This is a genomic window from Flavobacterium zhoui, assembly GCF_042787235.1.
GTDB classification, from domain to species: Bacteria; Bacteroidota; Bacteroidia; order Flavobacteriales; family Flavobacteriaceae; genus Flavobacterium; species Flavobacterium zhoui.
On sequence record NZ_JBHZPY010000008.1, the window covers coordinates 60,651 to 77,440 of the forward strand.

General features: G+C 33.8%; 15 protein-coding genes. 8 read left to right on the top strand and 7 right to left on the bottom strand.

What is annotated here, in order from left to right; translation table 11 throughout:
- Positions 1 to 101 precede the first annotated feature (101 nt).
- On the bottom strand, positions 102 to 2,267 hold the full coding sequence (locus tag ACFX5F_RS10305) for an endonuclease MutS2 (protein ID WP_379851960.1): 2,166 nt from the start codon (positions 2,265 to 2,267) through the stop codon (positions 102 to 104).
- Positions 2,268 to 2,412: 145 nt separating this feature from the next.
- Between ACFX5F_RS10305 and ung the strand changes: the two genes are divergently transcribed.
- Entirely contained in the window at positions 2,413 to 3,099 is a 687-nt protein-coding gene (gene ung, locus ACFX5F_RS10310) for a uracil-DNA glycosylase (protein WP_379851961.1), read from the top strand.
- A 179-nt stretch (positions 3,100 to 3,278) separates the two neighbouring features.
- On the opposite strand, the gene ACFX5F_RS10315 is transcribed toward ung, so the two are convergent.
- From ACFX5F_RS10315 to ACFX5F_RS10340, 6 genes are all read right to left on the bottom strand, one after another.
- A complete protein-coding gene (locus ACFX5F_RS10315; protein WP_379851962.1) occupies positions 3,279 to 3,653 on the bottom strand; it encodes a DUF4258 domain-containing protein in 375 nt (124 codons plus the stop codon).
- A 36-nt stretch (positions 3,654 to 3,689) separates the two neighbouring features.
- On the bottom strand, positions 3,690 to 4,889 hold the full coding sequence (locus ACFX5F_RS10320) for an alanine dehydrogenase (RefSeq protein ID WP_379851963.1): 1,200 nt from the start codon (positions 4,887 to 4,889) through the stop codon (positions 3,690 to 3,692).
- Between the two features lie 91 nt (positions 4,890 to 4,980).
- The gene (locus ACFX5F_RS10325) at positions 4,981 to 5,454 is read right to left on the bottom strand and encodes a GNAT family N-acetyltransferase (protein ID WP_379851964.1); all 474 of its coding nucleotides are present in this window, start codon (positions 5,452 to 5,454) and stop codon (positions 4,981 to 4,983) included.
- An 8-nt stretch (positions 5,455 to 5,462) separates the two neighbouring features.
- Entirely contained in the window at positions 5,463 to 5,870 is a 408-nt protein-coding gene (tsaE, locus tag ACFX5F_RS10330; protein ID WP_379852049.1) for a tRNA (adenosine(37)-N6)-threonylcarbamoyltransferase complex ATPase subunit type 1 TsaE, read from the bottom strand.
- A gap of 81 nt (positions 5,871 to 5,951) precedes the next feature.
- Entirely contained in the window at positions 5,952 to 7,505 is a 1,554-nt protein-coding gene (gene porX / locus ACFX5F_RS10335) for a T9SS response regulator signal transducer PorX (protein ID WP_379851965.1), read from the bottom strand.
- Positions 7,506 to 7,788: 283 nt separating this feature from the next.
- On the bottom strand, positions 7,789 to 8,055 hold the full coding sequence (locus tag ACFX5F_RS10340) for a hypothetical protein (RefSeq protein ID WP_379851966.1): 267 nt from the start codon (positions 8,053 to 8,055) through the stop codon (positions 7,789 to 7,791).
- 169 nt (positions 8,056 to 8,224) lie between these two features.
- Here ACFX5F_RS10340 and ACFX5F_RS10345 point away from each other — a divergent pair, with 169 nt between their 5' ends.
- From ACFX5F_RS10345 to ACFX5F_RS10375, 7 genes are all read left to right on the top strand, one after another.
- Entirely contained in the window at positions 8,225 to 9,019 is a 795-nt protein-coding gene (locus ACFX5F_RS10345) for a 3-keto-disaccharide hydrolase (protein ID WP_379851967.1), read from the top strand.
- Positions 9,020 to 9,565: 546 nt separating this feature from the next.
- Positions 9,566 to 9,733, top strand: a complete 168-nt coding sequence (locus ACFX5F_RS10350) for a hypothetical protein (RefSeq protein ID WP_379851968.1) — start codon at positions 9,566 to 9,568, stop codon at positions 9,731 to 9,733.
- 290 nt (positions 9,734 to 10,023) lie between these two features.
- Positions 10,024 to 11,337 carry a M16 family metallopeptidase gene (locus ACFX5F_RS10355; RefSeq protein ID WP_379851969.1) on the top strand — a complete coding sequence of 438 codons (1,314 nt, stop codon included), beginning with the start codon at positions 10,024 to 10,026 and terminating at the stop codon, positions 11,335 to 11,337.
- A gap of 4 nt (positions 11,338 to 11,341) precedes the next feature.
- Positions 11,342 to 12,742, top strand: coding sequence for a M16 family metallopeptidase (locus ACFX5F_RS10360; RefSeq protein WP_379851970.1), 1,401 nt, complete (start codon positions 11,342 to 11,344; stop codon positions 12,740 to 12,742).
- A gap of 193 nt (positions 12,743 to 12,935) precedes the next feature.
- Positions 12,936 to 14,177, top strand: a complete 1,242-nt coding sequence (locus tag ACFX5F_RS10365) for an HD domain-containing protein (RefSeq protein WP_379851971.1) — start codon at positions 12,936 to 12,938, stop codon at positions 14,175 to 14,177.
- Positions 14,178 to 14,295: 118 nt separating this feature from the next.
- On the top strand, positions 14,296 to 15,339 hold the full coding sequence (gene lpxD / locus ACFX5F_RS10370) for a UDP-3-O-(3-hydroxymyristoyl)glucosamine N-acyltransferase (RefSeq protein ID WP_379851972.1): 1,044 nt from the start codon (positions 14,296 to 14,298) through the stop codon (positions 15,337 to 15,339).
- Positions 15,332 to 16,720, top strand: a complete 1,389-nt coding sequence (locus ACFX5F_RS10375) for a bifunctional UDP-3-O-[3-hydroxymyristoyl] N-acetylglucosamine deacetylase/3-hydroxyacyl-ACP dehydratase (RefSeq protein WP_379851973.1) — start codon at positions 15,332 to 15,334, stop codon at positions 16,718 to 16,720. The genes lpxD and ACFX5F_RS10375 overlap by 8 nt, the downstream gene beginning before the upstream one ends.
- The last annotated feature ends 70 nt before the right edge of the window (positions 16,721 to 16,790 follow it).

Sequence of the window (16,790 nt, forward strand, 5' to 3'; positions counted from 1 at the left end):
GATTCAAATATGTACTAAATCTACTCTTGTTAGTGGGTTTGCTTCGTTCCTCGCAATGACTTACAGCAACTTAATACTGCAAACTGAATACTGAATACTACTTACTTTTTTCCCGCTTCAACGAATTCTAGTGATTCAAGGCTTACTTTAGAGGTAAACACACCGTAATTCACGACCGCTTTGTTCTTCTCAATCTTATCAATACTTCCCACTGCTTTTCCATCGGACATTCGGACTCGATCGCCGACTTTTAGAATAGGTTTTGGTTTTTCAACCACTACTTTTAGTTTCTTCTCTTTCTTTTCTTTTCTGATTTCTTCGACCTGAAGAGTAACCTCTTCAACAACTACTTTTTTCTGTTCTATCAGCGCTTTAGTTTCTTTGGGTGTAGCTTTTTTACGTTTTGAATTTTCAATTTCAATAATTTTTAAAAACTCACCAAGTAGGTCTTTTTTACTTTTGTTGTTAAAATATTTCTCAGCTATGTCTTCAATTTTTTGTCCAATATAAATCGTTTTCTGATTGCTGTCGTACAATTCCTGGTAGCTTTCTAGTTTTTGTTTGATTTTTACATTGATAGTTTCCATTTTCTTTCCCTCTTCTCGCGCTTTCTTTTCCTCTTCTTTTAACGTTTGTGAAGTCTTCTCCATTTTTGAACGCTCTTTCTGAAGGGTAGCAATCGTTTTATCGAAACGTACTTTTCCCACTTCAATTTTCTTTTTTGCACGATTGATTAAACTAAATGGAATTCCGTTTTTTAAGGCAACTTCAAATGTAAAAGAACTTCCCGCTTGTCCTAAAACCAGTTTGTATAAAGGTTCTAATGTTTTTTCGTCGAATAACATGTTTGCATTGGTTGCATAAGGTAACTCATTTGCTAGAATTTTTAAATTGGAATAATGAGTTGTAATAATCCCAAAAGCCTCCCGATGATAGAACTCCTCTAAGAAAATTTCTGCTAATGCTCCACCTAATTCTGGATCAGAACCAGTACCAAATTCATCAATCAAGAACATGGTTTTCTTATTACACTTCTTCAAAAAATAGTTCATGTTCTTTAATCGGTAACTATAGGTACTAAGATGATTTTCAATAGATTGATTATCTCCAATATCGGTAAGTATTCTATCGAATAAAAATGTTTCACTGCGTTCATGAACTGGGATGAGCATACCAGACTGCAACATTAATTGGAGTAATCCAACGGTTTTTAATGAAATGGTTTTTCCACCTGCATTAGGTCCTGAAATTACAATAATTCTGCTTTCCTGGCTTAATTCAATGGTTTGCGGATGCGTGATTTCATTTTTTTGTTTATTATTTAAGTACAAAACTGGATGATAAGCATCTCTAAAATAAAGTCGGCGATTTTCGGTAATTGTGGGTAAAATTCCATTTATCTTATTAGCATATTTTGCTTTTGCGGCAATGACATCAACATCACTGAGAAAATCTTGGTATTTGATTAAAAGTGGTAAAAAAGGACGAATATAATTGGATAACTGTTTTAATATTCGGTTGATTTCTTCTTTTTCTTCATATTCTAAATTACTCAATTCGCGCGAATATTGTAAGGTAGCTTCGGGCTCGATATAGGCAATACTTCCTGTCTTAGAACTGCCCATGATTGATCCTTTTACTTTACGACGGTACATGGCCAAAACCGCCAAAACACGTCTGTTTTGAACAAAACTTTCTTTGATATCATCTAGATATCCCAAAGCGTTGTATTGCGTTAAAGCCGTACCAAAACTCTGATTGACTTTACCGCGAACCGTATTCATATTCCGACGGATATTCAATAAATCCGGTGAAGCATTGTCTTTTATTTCGCCATATTTATCGACTACTTCATCGACCATGGTGATAATCTCTTTGGTAAATTCGATTTCTAAAGCCCTTGCGTTTAGGTTGGGATAATAATCCTCGAATTTTTTCAGGAAATTCAGCAAAAAATTAGAAGTGGATGAAATAGTAGCAATTTTTCTAAAACTACCTACTTCAAGAAAACTGTCTTCTATGGCAAGAAACCTGATTTCATGAGTAATAGCATCAAAACCATGATTGGGAATTGCATTATTATTTTGGAAAGAGGACACATACTCTGACGTTTGCATTAATGCCTGCATCAACGTTTCCTTGTCTTTAAATGGAGTTATTTCCAAGGCTTTTTGTTTTCCAATGTCAGTATTGCAAATGGTTGAAATGGTTTCGAGAACAGTAGGAAATTGTAAATCTTGTAATGTTTTTTCGGTGATGGATATCATTTATCGTATAATTCTTTTCAAGACAAAAATAGCTAATAGTTAAGATAATTTAACCGACTTTCACAAAGAATTAAAGAATGTTTAGTATCCTTTTTATGATTTAAAAAAAAAATCCCGCTGTATCTTTGCTTTCTAATACATAATTATGCAAATCAGTCTTAAAGCGGAATGGCAATCCATTTTATCAAACGAAATCCAGAAACCTTATTTTTCAGATTTATTGGGATTTGTCGATGATGAATACAAGGATCACACCTGTTATCCTCCCAAGGAATTGATTTTTTCGGCCTTTAACTATTGCTGTTTCAACGATGTAAAAGTGGTTATTATTGGTCAAGATCCGTATCATGGAAAAGGCGAGGCCAATGGTTTGTGTTTCTCTGTAAATGAAGAGGTTCGAATTCCACCTTCTTTGCGGAACATATTTCGGGAACTGAATGATGATTTGGGAACTATTTTTATGCCCACATCCGGCAATTTAGATTTTTGGGCAAAACAAGGCGTTTTGCTTTTAAACGCTTCTTTAACTGTAAGAGAAGACAATCCAAACAGTCATAAACATTTAAAATGGAATCTTTTTACGGATGCTATAATCCAAAAAATTTCTGAAGAAAAAGAGCATGTTGTGTTCTTGCTTTGGGGAAATTTTGCGCACAAAAAAGGAGTGAAAATTGACCGCAATAAACATTTGGTTTTAGAATCGGGACATCCGTCCCCTATGAGTGCTAATCAAGGAAAGTGGTTTGGCAACAAACATTTCAGCAAAACAAACGACTATTTAAAACAAAATGGAATAGTGGCCATCAACTGGATTTCAGAGGATGTATCCTAAAGGTATAACTTGATTTTTAGATTGCTCCGCGTGAGTGATGGCAGTGGAGCTCTTTTTTTGTGAGGCGTTTCAGCCACTCAAAAAAAAGCAGGAACGTACAGCACGACCCGAAGTTTTTACGAAGGGTCACGCCCAAATTGAAATCATGTTATTACTATAAATAATACTTTTTAGACTGTTTATTTTTTTTCAATATCTTCTAATACCGCTTTATCGTTGTAATTAATCACTTTAAGAATGACTTCTTGTTTTTTTACAGTTTGACCTTCGATTATGTAAAGTTTCCCTTTTTTAAGCTCTACATTACTTTTGTCGAAATCAACATCACCAAATTTTAATGTGTTTTTAATATCGGTGGTGTCTATCCATTTTTCAGCTAATATTTGGGATGCTTTATCGGAATAGTAGAAAGGTTTATTTCTTAAATCATTCAAAACCCTGGCATTTGGAAAATAATTACAACGGGTGTCTTTCCCGCTAAAGATAGCAGCTACAAAGAACAATCCCATAATTAAACCAACTAAATAATATGCAAAACGATGTACAAATTTCATGAATCAAATTTTTGGCAAAGGTAAAAGAAAGTTTACTTAAAAAACAATTAAATTGATATCCTTATCCGGTAAATCAAACCAGTCGCCAATGGCTTTGTTGGTAAGAATTCCGTGATACAAATACACTCCGTTTTTCAGTCCTTTATCACAACGAATTGCAGTCTCAATACCGCCATCTGCAGCGATTTGCATTAAATAAGGGGTAATGATGTTGCTAATGGAAAGAGAGGCAGTTTTTGAATATCGGGAAGGAATATTGGGTACACAATAATGCAACACATTGTTTTTAATAAATGTAGGTTTCTCATGTGAGGTCACCTCCGAGGTTTCAAAACAACCACCGGTGTCAATACTTACATCCACAATTACGGCACCATTTTTCATGTGTTCGACCATTGTTTCGGTAACAACGACAGGGCAACGTTCTTTTCCCCTCATGGCTCCAATCGCCACATCGCAACGTCTCAAAGCTTTTAACAAAGATTTTGGCTGAATGGTAGAAGTAAAAATTCGTTGGTTTAAATTGTTTTGCAAACGACGTAATTTTGTAATAGAATTGTCAAATACTTTCACATTGGCGCCTAAACCGATTGCGGTTTTAGCGGCAAATTCACCCACAGTTCCAGCTCCCAGAATAACCACATCGGTAGGGGGAACTCCGGTTATATTGCCAAATAACAATCCTTTTCCAAATTCATTGGTAATCATCAACTCGGCTGCAATTAGTATAGAAGCGGTACCGGCTATCTCGCTTAATGATTTTACGGCCGGGTAAGTGCCGTCTTCATCTTTTATGTATTCAAAAGCAAGAGCTGTAATTTTTTTCTTAGCCAAAGCTTCAAAATAAGATTTCTTTCTTGTTTTTAATTGTATCGCGGAAATCAAGATTGATTCCGGATTCATCATTTGAATTTCGGCTGTCGTAGCTGGTTCTACTTTTAAAATCATTGGACAGCTAAATACTTTTTTAGTGTCATTTGTAACTTCTGCACCGGCATCACAATATTCCTTATCAGAATAACTGGAACTTTGTCCTGCACCAGCTTCAATCATTACTCGGTGTCCATGATAAGTCAGTGAATTTACTGCATCGGGAGTAAGACAAATGCGGCGTTCCTGATAGCTGGTTTCTTTTGGGATACCAATAAAAAGTTCGCTTTTTTGTCTTGCTATTTCCAATTTTTCTTCTTGAGGTAATAGCTGTTGCTTTGTGAATGGAGTTATAGTAATTGACATTATAATTGTTAATTTGTGGTACAATTTACGCAAAAGTTTTAGAAAAATGCAATTGTAACGATGATAAGTATAGTAATCGTTATTTTAAAATTTAACGGATGATTCTTTCCATTTTTATATCGGCTCTTTCATAAACGCCATCTTCTAATGCTATTTCTACAAAACCATATTTTTCATACAAATGGATAGCGGACAGTAAACTTCTATTGGAGTACAAGATAAGTTTATAAATACCTTCCTTTTTTGCAACAGCCAAACAATGTTCCATTATTTTTTTACCAATTCCTAAACCTTGAATCGTATTTGTAACCGCCATTTTACTCAATTCAAAAGTAAAATCATCTATTTTTATCAGGGAAACGGTACCTATGATTTGATTATTGTATTTCGCATAAAATATCATTCCACCTTTATCAATAATTTCGCTTTGCGGATTCGAAAGTACGATTTCGTCTTTCGGTTCCACTTTGAAATATTTCTTCAGCCATTCTAAATTAAGTATTTTAATATGTTCCTTTAAGTCTGTTGAAAAAGGAATGATTTCTACGGTATTTTCTAAACTCATAATTTTATTTAACTTAATTCTAAAGAACGTTTTCCATCGGCAAGCAATTCAATAGTAATTACAGAATGTGCTTCAGGAATTAGATTTGGAATTTTTTCGGCCCATTCTATAAAACACAAATTCCCAGAATAGAGGTAATCATCAATTCCCATGTCCATAGCTTCCGTTTCGCTGTTTAACCTGTAAAAATCAAAATGGTAAACAGTTTGATTTTTAATAGTTTGATACTCATTAACTAAAGAGAAAGTTGGACTGCTTGTGGCATCCGTAACACCCACTGTTTTGCACAGTTGTTTGATCAAAGTAGTTTTGCCAACACCCATTTCTCCATGAAAAAGAATTACTTTATTTGGCTTTTCGGCTATGATTTTTTGCGCAACTTCCTCGAGTTGATCTAAAGAAAAAGTAACATTCATTCTTCTTTTTTGTTTAAAGTTTAAGGTTAAAAGTTCCATCAAAACGGTTAAAAATATCTTGTTTGTGAACCGACTCTTTTTTTATTTCGGGTTAAAAACTAAGAAAGGAATAATCATTTCTTCCAATGATATTCCGCCGTGCTGATAGGTGTTTTTGTAATAACTCACATAATGATTGTAATTATTGACATAGGCCAGAAACAAATCATTTTTTGCAAAAATATAAGAACTGCTCATATTTATGGTAGGCAAACCAATATTTTTTGGTTCTTTCACCGCATAAACGTCTTTGTGTTCGTAGGTCAGACTGCGTCCTGTTTTGTAACGCAAATTCAAACTGGTGTTTTTATCACCCACCACTTTCGATGGATTTTTCACGTTTATAGTTCCGTGATCTGTAGTTAAAATCAATTTGAAACCTAATTTTTGAGCCTGTTGAATAATTTCCAACAAAGGTGAATTCTTAAACCAACTTAATGTAAGCGAGCGATAAGCTTTATCATCGGAGGCGAGTTCTTTTACCACGTCCATCTCAGTCTTGGCATGCGAAAGCATATCTACAAAGTTGTAAACTACCGTAACCAAATCATTGTCTTTTAAAGATTTAAAGTTTTCAACTAGTTTTTTGCCACCAGCTAAATTGGTGATTTTATAATAGTCTTGCTTAATGTTTAATCCCAAACGTTTCAATTGTGCCGTCAAGAACTCCGCTTCATATAAATTTTTCCCGCCTTCTTCCGGATCATTTTTCCAATATTGAGGAAACTGTTTTTCCATTTCAAGAGGCGTTAAACCAGAGAAAATTGCGTTTCGGGCATATTGCGTGGCTGTAGGCAAAATGGCGTAATACGGAACTTCTTTTTCCAGTTTATAATAATTGGCCACCACGCTTTCAAAGGTTTTCCATTGATCGTAACGCAAATTATCAATCACAACAAATAGAATTGGTTTGTCTTTTTTAACGATTTCCGGCACCACTAATTCTCTGAATAAAGTATGCGACTGAATTGGTTTATCCGCTTTTGGCGCAAACCAGTCTTCATAATTGCGCTCTATGAATTTTCCAAATTGCGAATTAGCTTCGGTTTTTTGAGATTCGAGAATCTCAACCATACTTTGATCGTCAATATTTTCCAATTCCAGTTCCCAAAAAATCAATTTCTTGTACAATTCTATCCAATCTTCATAGGAATTCACCATCGCCATTTCCAGGGTTATTTTTCTAAATTCCTTCTGATAATCCAAGGTTGTTTTTTGCGAAATCAATCGGGAATGATCCAGATTTTTCTTCAAACTCAACAAAATCTGATTCGGATTCACGGGTTTGATCAAATAATCGGCAATTTTTGAGCCAATCGCTTCCTCCATGATGTATTCCTCCTCACTTTTGGTAATCATAATCATGGGAACCGAAGACTTTTTCTCTTTCATCTCCGACAACGTTTCTAGACCACTCATTCCGGGCATATTCTCATCTAGAAAAACAATATCAAAATTGTTTTCCTCAAAAATATCAATCGCATCCCGACCGTTATTACAGGTGGTTACCTCGTAATTTTTCTTTTCAAGAAATAATATATGTGGTTTCAAAAGGTCGATTTCATCATCCACCCAAAGTATTTTTATTTTCTCCATAAGTCGTGTTAACAAGTATTCTAAAGTACTAATTGAAAGCGCCAATTTACTGATTTTTGCAACGGTTCTTTGCTAATATTATGATAATTTTTAGTACAATAGCAGCTTGTATTGCTAAACTAAGATAAGAATTTTATTTTGTTTAAACTTGTTTTTTGGGCGTGACCCATCCTGCGTAAACTACGTCCGGGTCGGGCTGTACGCTGTATCTTTCCTTTTTAAAGAAAAAGGAAAGGATGCCGCTTCCATCCCTCGCGCGCAATGTCATTAAGTTAAGCTATTTCTATATTGCATCTTTCTGATTTTTAAGGACTTTAGGTCTAATTCGTTTGTTGTATTTACCTACTTCACGTTTATTGTTTCTGTTTTTCCGAATGGGAATTGTGTTTTGAAGAAATAGGTTTTCTAATTCTTTAAATACAGATTCCAATGGTGCTTCTTTAATAAGCAATTCTAAAATTCTATTTTTCAGGAAGCCATAGGATAAATTGGTATTTATTTTATAATCTAGTTTTGTATTCTCGTTCATAACTTTCATTTCTTCTTCCAAACCATTAATGGTTTAGTTAGATATTTGTAAACGGAGTTATGTATTGCCTAAAGATTCACTCGCATATTATCTTGACATTTAAATAATAAAAACTTTTTTTTGCTCTAAATGTAAAACAAAACGATTTTATCCTAAATTTATACTTTTATCAAACCAAACCGAATATTTTATGAAACCGAATACAATTAGAACCTATTTTTTAAGCATCACTTTATTTTCAATGACCGTTGCAATTGCACAACACGATTACGTGAATACGCCGCCGCTGGTAACACCAATGGCTATGAAACCTGAAATGACGGAAATTTGGGAGCCGCAGGTAAAAGTAATAACTCCTGCAAAAAAAATGGGAGATGCACCTTCGGATGCTATTGTTTTATTTGACGGTAAAAACTTAGATCAATGGGTAAGTCAAAAAGATATTACAAAGCCAGCTCCTTGGAAAATTGTAGATAAGGAATATATGGAAGTGGTAGATGGTTCAGGGGCAATTCAGACAAAAATGCAATTTGGAGATTGTCAATTACATGTGGAGTGGAGCGCACCGGACGTTGTTGTTGATGGAGGACAATGGAGAGGAAACAGCGGTATATTTTTACAAAACAGATACGAACTTCAAGTATTGGATTCCTACAATAACAGAACCTATAGTAATGGGCAGGCAGGAAGTATTTATAAAGATCATCCACCGTTAGTTAATGCTATGAAAGCACCTTTGGAATGGAATACATACGATATTATTTATACCGCTCCACGATTCAAAACAGATGGAAATATCGATGCACCGGCAAGAATAACAGTGCTGCATAATGGAGTTTTGGTCCAAAATAATGCAACTATTAATGGATTAACACTTTATATTGGTTTGCATAATTATCCGTCACCACACGGTGAAGATGTAATTTCATTACAAGAACACGGTTGCAAAACTCAATTCAGAAATATCTGGCTTAGAAAACTGTAAAACAAGTAAAGGAGAGCTAATGACTCTCCTTTTTTTTTGTTGAGATAACAAAAGGTTACTGTATTTGATCCTAAAATGTAGTAATAAAGTACGTTCACATGTCGTAAATTCAAGATATTCGTATTGTATTTACATTCAAAAATTGAAAAACATTAACAGTGAAAGACTCAAAAAAGTGAATCGGACATTAAAGTTGAATATACAAAAGAGTTGGATGATGATCTTGAATTTACCTATAATACATTTGCTGCTTTAAGTGATAACGATCTGGAAGAGCTAGACAATTCTAAAAAATATTTAATTCTTGGGGACAACTTCATGATATTGAACAATTAATGGAACATACAGTCGTACCTGTTTTACGTCATAGAAGACAAACTGAAAAGTTTAAAACTGCACTAGCAGAAAAGAACAACGGGACAAGATCATTAACAAGAGCTTGACTTTAAGCAATGATTACTACTGCTTTTAGGTTTTTAATCATAGATTAACATTCTTAAATATTATTATTTTTATCTTTATGTAACTTTATTAAAAAGTAAAAAAATGGAAATAAATTGGTTTATTGTAGCGGTATTTTTGGTAGGTGCAATTGTTTTACTTTTATATTTGATTAAAAAGAATCAGAAGGATAAAAAAGATGTAACCCAGTTTTTTAATACGGATACAACAGTTAGAAAAGAATCAGAACCAGATGAAGACGATGGATACTAATTAGTTTTAGCTTCTGTTGTTTTAGAATGTTCATTATTGGGATATTTAGTGATTTTAGATTTAAACAACACTCAATTTAAAAAAATAATTTTGTATAATAATTCTTAAAATAAATACTTATTAAATTGTTTTTTTTAAAATTAGCGGAGAATTAAAAATAAGTATTTTAGCGGTTTATCAATATTATTTTGAAGTATTTATCTGAAATACCTTTGTATATTTATCCTTCTTTTGCAAAAGCGTAAGTTCAACCAAAACCAAAATGTTTAATTAATATTTATTTATCTAGTATGAAAAAAATAATCTTGCCTCTTTTTCTGATGCTTGCCTTAATAGGTCAGGCACAAATGAAAGCAGATGATGTAAAAACCTTTACCCTGAAAAACGGTATGAAATTCCTAGTAGTGGAAGACTTTTCTATTCCCAATGCCAATATGTATTTATTTTACAAGGTAGGAAGCCGTAACGAATATCAAGGAATTACGGGACTTTCACATTTTTTTGAACATATGATGTTTAATGGAGCTAAAAAATATGGTCCTAAACTTTTTGACCGAACAATGGAATTTAACGGAGGAGCCAATAATGCGTATACTACAGAAAATGTTACGGTTTACACAGACTGGTTTCCGGCATCAGCCTCAGAAATTATTTTTGATATAGAAGCCGATAGGATTTCGAGTTTAAGCATTGATCCAAAAATGGTTGAAAGTGAAAGAGGTGTAGTTTTAAGCGAGCGACGTACTGGATTGGAGAACTCTCCATGGAGACTTTTGTCCCAATCTGTGCAAGCAACTGCTTTTCAAGAGCATCCTTACCATTGGCCAGTTATTGGTTATGAAGACGATATGAAAAACTGGACACAACAAGATTTGGAACGTTATTTCAAAACCTATTATGCTCCAAACAACTGCGTAGTTGTGGTTTCCGGAGCAATCAAATTGGATCAGGTGAAACGATTGGCCGAGAAATATTTGGAACCAATTCCGGCACAACCCGCACCGCCCGTTGTGCATATCGTAGAACCTGCGCAAACCGGAGAACGAAGAATAACCGTGAAAAAAGAGGTCGCGACTCCGTATTTAATGATTGCTTATCATACTCCTGAGTCAAAAAATGAAGATTATTACGCATTGAATATTCTTAGTTCCGTTCTTTCAAGCGGAAAATCATCAAGATTGTATACTGCTCTGGTTGATAAACAACAATTAGCAACTCAAGTATCTTCTGATTTTGGAGATAGTTTTGATCCTAATCTTTTCAATTTTTATGCTGTTGCCAATAAGAATATAAATGAAACAGATCTAGAAAATGCGATTTATGAGGAGATTGAAAAAATAAAAACCAATGGAATTAATGAAACGGAACTTCAAAAAATAAAGAATCAGAAACTAATGGAGTTTTATTCTCAGGTTGAAACAATTGATGGGAAGTCAAACAATATAGGTACTTACGAAGTGTTTTTTGGGGATTATAGAAAAATGTTCAATGCCCCAGCCAACTACAATAAAATTACCGTTGCTGATGTGCAGAACGTAGCCAAAAAATATTTTATAAAAAGCAACAGAACGGTAGGTATATTAAAAACAAACGTAGAAAATTAATTTTATGGAATCAATCAATAAAACAATACTAGCTACCTGTTTACTAGTATTGGCACATATAAGTCTGTCAGCACAGAGTTATAAATTACCCGATTACACTACCTTTAAATTATCTAATGGACTTACCGTTTACCTAATGGAAAAGCATGATGTTCCAGTAATTAGCGTATCAGCTATACTGGCGGCTGGCGCAATTTATGATAATGACAAAGCTGGACTTGCATCATTAACTGCTACGGCTCTAAAGCATGGTACCAAAAATTTCACAAAGACAAAATTAGATGAAGAACTTGATTTTATTGGGGCCAATGTAAATACATACGCTACCAAAGAATATGCAGGTCTTTCTTCGAATTTTGCTGCAAAAGACAAGGTCAAAGTGCTTTCTATTATTAAAGATTTATTGCTCAATCCTGTTTTTGATCCTGCAGAGTTTAATAAAGAGAAAAGCCGTTTATTGGTAATGCTTGAACAGCAAAAAGAAAGCCCACGATCAGTAATAGGGTCATATTTTGATGCTTTTTTGTACGGTAATCATCCGTATGGGAATGTAATTAGTGGTATAAATTCCACAGTTAGCAAATTGACGGTTGATGATTTGATGAATTTTTATAAAACTAATTATAAGCCTGATAATTCTGCCATAAGTATAGTTGGAGATTTTAATACTAAAGACATGAAAGGGGAGCTAACTACTTTATTTTCAACTTGGGGAAAATCAACAAAAGAAAAAGAAAATCCTGCACTAAAAACGATTAGTGTTCCTACTGAAAACAGAGTGTTATTGGTTAATAAAAATGATGCTAAGGAGACTACATTTTATATAGGAGCACCTGGAATTAGCAGAAATAATCCTGATTTTGTCGCCATAGAGGTTGTAAATACTCTTTTTGGCGGACGATTTACTTCTATGTTGAATGATGAACTACGCGTGAACTCCGGTTTGACTTATGGTGCATCAAGTAGATTTAATACTTTGAAAAATGGAGGTTCTTTTGTAATTAGCACTTTTACTGCCAATAAAACGACCGAAGCTGCAATTGATAAAGCTTTAGAAGTCATAAACAAACTGCATACAAATGGTCTCGATGAAAAATCATTAACCTCTGCCAAAAATTACGTCAAAGGACAATTTCCTCCACGTTATGAAACCGCAGGTCAACTATCTGGACTGATGACGCAAATGTTCTGGTATAATTTTGACAAATCTTTTATCGATAATTTTGAGAAAAATGTGGATGGTCTTGACTTGGCAAAAGCCAACCAAATCATTACCAAATATTTTCCTAAGGATAAATTCCAATTTATCTTAGTGGGCAAATCAGCCGAAATCAAAAAAATTGCTGAAAAATACGGTAAAGTCACCGAGGTGGATATAAAAGACGAACAGAAGAAAGTGTTGTGAAAAACGAAAAAGCGGGGATAATATTCCCGCTTTTTTATACATATTTTTCAAGGTTTTGAATGCTTTAATCTTAAATTCAAGAAGTTTTCAGCATTAATAAATCAATCCGATTTGATGAAAAATACACGATATATTGTGCTTAACTGTTATACAATCTAATTTGCCTATATTTGTTCACCAAAATAAAGTTATAGTGAGTCAAATCAATAAGCTGAAAATATTCAATGATCCCATTTACGGGTTTATTACCATTCCTAATGCCTTAATTTACGACTTAGTTCAGCATCCTTATTTTCAAAGGTTGCGACGCATTTCCCAAATGGGATTGTCGTATTTAGTATATCCTGGGGCAAATCACACTCGTTTTCATCATGCTTTGGGCTGTATGCACCTGATGCAAAAAGCAGTTGAAGTAATACGTTTTAAAGGCGTTTCAATATCTTCGGAGGAAGAAAACGCCCTATATATTGCTATTTTATTGCATGATATTGGTCATGGTCCTTTTTCACATGCCATGGAAAGAAGTATTGTCGAGGATGTGCATCATGAAGAAATTTCACTTTTATTTATGAACCAGTTGAACGTGGAATTTAACGGTCAGTTGAGTTTAGCAATTCAGATTTTTAAAGGAGAATACGACAGGAAATTCATGTTGCAATTGATTTCTAGTCAATTGGATATGGATAGAATGGATTATTTAAAAAGAGATAGTTTTTATTCGGGCGTGGCGGAAGGAAATGTCAATTCAGAGCGACTGATTCAAATGATGAATGTTACAGATGATTATCTAGTGATAGAAGAAAAAGGGATATATTCCGTAGAGAAATTCCTTATGTCCAGAAGATTAATGTATTGGCAGGCGTATTTGCATAAAACCAGTTTAGTAGCGGAGTTGATTTTGACGAAAGTCTTAAAGCGTGCCAAAGAACTGACCCTTAAGGGAGTGCAATTACCGTGTAGCGAACCTTTATTGTTTTTTATGCGAAATAAAATCACAATGGAAACTTTTGACACATCTACTCTAGATTTGTTTTCGCAACTGGATGATTTTGATGTTATTAGTGCTTTAAAAGCATGGCAAAGACAGGATGATTTTATATTATCTTCTCTAAGTAAGATGATTGTAAACAGGGATTTATTAAAGATAAAGTTAACTAGTGAAAAAGTTTCATTAGAAGAATTGCAGCCATTGAAAGAACGCTTTGCATTAGAAAATAATATTACCTTGCAAGAAACTAATTATTTTATATTTAAAGGAAAAATAAAAAATCAAGCTTACAGCAAAGAAGCGGAGCCAATACGAATATTGAAAAAAGACAGAACAGTGGAAGATGTAATTGAATCCTCTGACCAGCTGAATTTAAAATCATTATCTAAATTGGTTACCAAATATTATATCTGTTTCCCAAAACAACTGGTAGAAATGAACATTTAAAATCTATTTTTTTATATTTTTGTCGCAATGAAACGAGCCGAAGCATTTTTTTTTAATTTTGAGAGAACTTTATACAGCGAGTTCCATCTTATACCTATAAAAAATATAATCCGATAAGATGAAATTTACAGCAGAACAAATAGCGGGTATTTTGGAGGGTGAAGTTGTTGGGAATCCCAAAGCTGAAGTGAATCAATTGTCTAAGATTGAAGAAGGAAAAGAGGGTTCATTAACTTTTTTATCGAACCCCAAATACAATAACTTTATTTATACAACGGAAGCTACAATTACGATTGTAAACAAAACCTTTGTCCCTGAAATAGAAATAAAGACCACTCTAATAAAAGTGGAAGATCCTTATATGTCTTTTTCTAAATTATTAGAATTTTACGACAAGGCGAAAGGAAATAAAAATGGGATTGAACAACCATCCGTTATTTCAGAAACTGCAATTTATGGAGAGAACTTATACTTAGGCAGTTTTAGTTATATAGGTGAAAATGTAATATTAGGAGAAAAGGTAAAAATTTACCCTAATTGTTTTCTTGGAGATAATGTTGTAGTAGGCGATAATGTGACTATTTTTGCTGGTGCAAAAATTTATTCAGAAACTATTATAGGGAATAATTGCACGATACATTCCGGAGCTATTATAGGGGCTGACGGCTTTGGTTTTGCACCAAATCCAGATGGAACTTATAGTAAAATTCCTCAAATAGGGAATGTAGTTATAGAAGATAATGTTGATATTGGATCTTGTACAACGATCGATAGGGCGACAATGGGTTCAACAATTATTAGAAAAGGAGTGAAGCTTGACAATCAGATTCAGATTGCCCATAATGTTGAGATTGGTGAGAATACAGTTATCGCTGCTCAAACTGGAGTAGCTGGTTCTACAAAAATCGGAAAAAACGGAATGATAGGCGGTCAGGTAGGAATTGCAGGTCATTTGACTATTGGAAGCAACGTTAGAATTCAGGCACAATCCGGAGTTGGAAAGAATATAAAAGACAATGATATTTTACAGGGAAGCCCAGCATTTGGATATAACGATTTTAGTAAATCGTATGTTCATTTCAAGAATTTCCCAAAAATTATAGCAGAAATAAAAGAATTAAAAAAACAAATATTAAACCAAAAAAATGGAAAAAATGGTTAAACAGAAGACCATCAAAACGGAAATTTCACTAACTGGAGTTGGATTACATACAGGAAAAGAAGTGAAAATGACTTTCAAACCTGCTCCAATAAACAATGGTTTTACTTTTGTTAGGGTAGATCTGGAAGGAAGTCCTATAGTTGAAGCTGATGCAAATTATGTTGTAAACACACAAAGAGGTACTAATTTAGAGAAACTTGGTGTAAAAATACAAACTCCAGAACACGTTTTAGCAGCACTTACCGGATGCGATTTAGACAATGTGATCATTGAACTTAATGCATCAGAATTGCCTATAATGGATGGTTCTGCTAAATATTTTGTGGAAGCGCTTGAAAAAGCGGGTATTGAAGAACAAAATGCAAAGCGTAATGTTTATGTGGTGAAAGAAGTTATTTCTTTTACTGATGAAGCTACAGGAAGTGAAATATTAATTATGCCCAGCGAACATTATTGTGTGACTGCGATGGTTGATTTCGGAACTAAAATTTTGGGAACTCAAAATGCTACTATGAAAGGCATTTCTGAATTTAAAACAGAAATATCTGATTCCAGAACTTTTAGTTTTTTGCATGAATTAGAATCCCTTTTAGAAAACGGATTGATCAAAGGAGGCGATTTAAATAATGCTATTGTATACGTTGATAAAGAAATATCAGCAGCTACAATGGAAAATTTGAAAGTTGCATTTGGTAAAGAGGAATTGACGGTGAAACCTAACGGAATATTAGACAATCTTACGTTACATTATCCTAATGAAGCTGCAAGACATAAACTCCTTGATGTGGTTGGGGATTTAGCTTTAATTGGAACCAAAATACAAGGTAAAGTTATTGCTAATAAACCAGGACATTTTGTAAATACACAATTTGCCAAAAAAATGGCAAAAATCATAAAAATAGAACAGAGAAATTACGTCCCTGTTTACGATTTGCATCAAGAACCATTGATGGATATTCATAAAATCATGGCTGTTCTTCCTCACAGACCACCATTTTTATTGATTGACAGAATTATTGAAATGTCTGAAAGTCATGTTGTAGGGATGAAAAATGTTACGATGAACGAAAATTTCTTTGTTGGACATTTTCCGGAAGCTCCGGTTATGCCAGGCGTTTTAATTGTGGAGGCAATGGCGCAAACAGGAGGAATTCTTGTTTTGAGCACGGTTCCTGATCCAGAAAATTATTTGACTTATTTTATGAAAATAGACAATGTCAAATTCAAACAAAAAGTATTGCCTGGTGATACTTTGATTTTTAAATGTGATTTAATAACGCCTATCAGAAGAGGAATTTGTCATATGCAAGCTAATGCTTACGCAAATGGAAAATTGGTTGCTGAAGCGGAATTAATGGCGCAAATTGCAAAAAAACAGTAATTTTTTTGTTGATTTGATTAATCGTTAATTCGATTAATCGATAAAACAGTTAAACGATTAAAAAAAGAAT